The sequence below is a fragment of the Candidatus Hepatincolaceae symbiont of Strigamia maritima genome, assembly GCF_055505085.1.
Window position 1 is genome coordinate 1 of the sequence record NZ_DBKDTU010000041.1, and the last position, 3,409, is coordinate 3,409.

The 3,409-nt window shown below is 31.4% G+C and carries 4 protein-coding genes; all 4 read right to left on the reverse strand.

The genetic code is table 11. The features are described 5' to 3' along the window. Nucleotides 1-207: 207 nt before the first annotated feature. The 4 genes from ACQCX0_RS00965 to ACQCX0_RS00980 all read right to left on the reverse strand — a co-directional run bounded on the left by ACQCX0_RS00965 (nt 208) and on the right by ACQCX0_RS00980 (nt 3,382). Nucleotides 208-1,302, reverse strand: coding sequence for a DUF871 domain-containing protein (locus tag ACQCX0_RS00965; RefSeq protein WP_462562232.1), 1,095 nt, complete (start codon nt 1,300-1,302; stop codon nt 208-210). Nucleotides 1,303-1,376: 74 nt separating this feature from the next. Continuing rightward, on the reverse strand, nt 1,377-2,687 hold the full coding sequence (locus ACQCX0_RS00970; RefSeq protein ID WP_462562233.1) for a PTS sugar transporter subunit IIC: 1,311 nt from the start codon (nt 2,685-2,687) through the stop codon (nt 1,377-1,379). 34 nt (nt 2,688-2,721) lie between these two features. Next, on the reverse strand, nt 2,722-3,048 hold the full coding sequence (locus ACQCX0_RS00975) for a PTS lactose/cellobiose transporter subunit IIA (protein ID WP_462562235.1): 327 nt from the start codon (nt 3,046-3,048) through the stop codon (nt 2,722-2,724). Nucleotide 3,049: 1 nt separating this feature from the next. Further along, entirely contained in the window at nt 3,050-3,382 is a 333-nt protein-coding gene (locus ACQCX0_RS00980; RefSeq protein ID WP_462562236.1) for a hypothetical protein, read from the reverse strand. Between the last annotated feature and the right edge of the window lie 27 nt (nt 3,383-3,409).

The following is a 3,409-nucleotide window of genomic DNA, read 5'->3' on the forward strand; positions in this document are numbered from 1 at the left end:
TTACAACTAGCTAATAAAAATTATTTTAGTTAGGGTAAAAAAGTATATAATTCCCTTAATTACCGGTATTCAAGAAGCTTGTTTTAAGACGAACTTACTTTCAGCTAGAGGTATTCCAGTCACTAGGGCAGTAATAACTAAAAAGGCAAATAGATTAAAATTATATTGTGCTTCTGTAACACAAATCCAATAATAGAATATATAGAATTAATTTATAACAGTAGCTTTTAGCATAAATTTTTGCCATGGAAGAATTTGCGGAACAAAAGCTAGATTATTATCAGTGACTCTACCGATAATATTAGAGCTTCCATCATTCTTGTAATCTTTTAAGGCTATTAATAATTCACCTTTATAACGAGTAGAATTAGAATTTTCTACAATAATATCACCATATTTAATATTTTGGGTATGGGTAGGAGTAATAGTAGCCTCTTTATACTTAACCCTCGGAAGGGTGGAGCGAATACTATATTTCCCAGCATCACCTCTAAAGAAATGTAATTCTTTAGTAGCAATAGTTTTCTCAACCTCAGAAATATCTTTATTTAAGATTGCATCTAGAGTAATTAAATTCGGATTTATATTAGATAAAGCTACTAATTCCTCTTCCTTTGCAAAAGCATTGCCAATTATTACATCATCTGTTTTTAGGAAATAAAATAAATCTTTAGCCTGTATATCAATAGGAAGATTCCTGTGTTCCTCTAAAGTAGGAAGCCCATCTTTCAATTCCCACGGTCCGGTTTTAGCACTGCTTGAGCTAACAAAGGCTGCTAATTTAATACCGTATTGTTGAAAATCTAAACTTGAAGCAAGAAATACTTCTCTGGATAAAGCACTAAAAGGTTTAGGATAAAAATTATGACAGGCAATTAAATTATGAACATCAGGATAATAAGACATAATATTATCTATATACCCACTATTAGCACTAGCATTAATTTCTATTTTAAGACCTTCTGGATTATAAGTCATTAAAGATTCTTCATTGCCACTAAATCCCTCATCTAACCTGATGCCATCTAAATGTAATTCTTTAAAGAACGATAGATCATTATACTTTATCTTAAGTGAGTTCATTAAACTAGGATTAATGTCAGCTATAATTTCAAAGCCGAGATTTTTTGCAAAAGAGGTTATATCTTTAAGTTCATGTATTCTTTTTTGTGCATCATCTCCTAAAGAAATCAAACACATGAAAATTCTACTAAATTTATATTTAGCAGCTTTGGCTATATAATTTTTAATATCAACAGCATCATTGTGTCCTACATATACTGAAATACCTAATCTACGCATTATAAAGTCTCCTTATTTTTATTAATTAGTAGATGTAACAAAATTTTAATAATTTTGTTACATTATTAATCCTATTATTCTGATTTCAAACTAGCCTCATAAATTCTAAAAAAAGGATAGTATAAAATAGTGGAGAGTATTATCAATAAACAGCTTAAAACCAAGGCACTAAAGCTTTGGGTGGCAATAAATGCGGTAATAGGAGACGGAGTAGTCCAAGGGGTTAGGGCATATAATTTAGCAACTAAGCCTAATTTTAAGGTAAAATAAGCAATAATACCATTAATAGTAGGAATTAAAATAAAAGGAATTCCTAAAATAGGGTTACCGACTATGGGAGCACCGAAAACCACGGGTTCATTCACATTAAAAATTGAAGGAATAATCCCAAGTTTGCCTACAGTTCTTAAATGAGTTTTTTTACTAAATGCCATAAGAATTACTAATCCCAAAGTAGCACCGCTTCCTCCTGCATAGGCAAAAGCTTCAAAAAAACCACCTGCCACAATTTTAGGAAGTTCTTTCCCCTGTTGCATAGCTTCTACATTAATACCAAGATTTATTAGTAAAATAGGTGTAAATACTGCTAATACAATATTTGCACCGTGTAAACCGAAGAACCATAGGGTATGGATCAGTAGCATTATAAGGATTACGGAGAAGACATTATCAGATAAAGTAGATAAAGGGTAACCAATCCATTGCATAATACTATTAGGAACACTATAAGTATGAAAATTAACAAAAACAATATTAATACTTTGTAATACAAAGGCAATAACAAAAACTGGAACTAAAGCTTCAAAAGATTTACTAATAGAATAAGGAACAGAATCAGGTAATTTAAAGACTAAACGTTTAGTCAATAAGAAGCGATAAACCGAGACAGCAAAGAAAGCAGAAATAATAGCAGTAAACAAGCCTTTAGTATCAAGGAATCTAGCATCAATTACCGGTATCCAAGAAGCTTGTTTTAAGCCGAACTTACTTTCAGCCAGAGGTATCCAGTCACTAGGAGCTGCAATAACTAAAAAGGCAAATAGAGATAAGAAGCCACCAGTAATAGCAGGAAGAGAAAATTGTCCTGCTAAAGAGTAGCCAATTCCGAAAGAAACAAAGATTGAGAGAATACCCATACTAACATAGAAAGGTTGAACTAAATAAGATTTATATTGAGCCATTAAATCCGAATAAAACTTCCAATATAGTTTAGTATTAGGATCCGTGAGTGGTAAATTTACTAAGACTAAAATTAAAGCCCCTACAATAATAAAGGGCATAGCATAAGCAAAACCATCCTTTAGGGAATTTAGATATTTATTAGCTGCTAATTTCTCTGTAATTGGAATTAATATTTGTTCTAATTTTTTAAGTGACTGACTCATTTTTTGTCTCCGTAGTTTCTGAATATAAAAAATATTATTTCTTTGTAATGTAAAGTTCTATCAATTCAGTAATTAAATCTTTAGCTAAGACTGCATTCATTAAATGGTCTTGTGCATGTACTAATAAAAGATTTAGCTCATTTTTTTTACCGCGTGCTTCCTCTTGTAATAAAGTAGTTTGTACTTTATGAGCTTGTGCTAGTTTATGAGAAGCTTCTACTAATTTAGTTTTGGCCTCAATAAAAGAGCCGGACTTCGCTAACGTTAGAGCTTCAAAAGCAGTACTTCTAGCATCTCCGGCATGAGTAATTAAAGCTACAGCTACTAATTCCGTATTTGAGGTATCTAGGTTTTCTAACATTTTATTTATCCTTGTGAGAGTTAATACTATTTAAGATATCAGCTAGAACTCCAGTACCGTCCATCATTCCGTATTTTTGCATATTAATTAATTCTATAGGAGTATCTTTTATCATTTCTTTAAAGCCACTTAAAAGATATCTTACCTGAGGGGCAACTAGGATTAGATCAAACATATCTTTAGTATGCTCTTTAAGTTCAGCCTCTGAATAAGCTTTTATTTTGATGTTAATAGATTGTTCTTTTGCAGCTGTTTCTATATTTTTAACCAGTATACTAGTGGACATTCCTGCTGAACAAACTAGAGCTACGGTAATTTCTGTTGCTAAAATCATTGAAAGTTTCCCCTCTATATTATACTA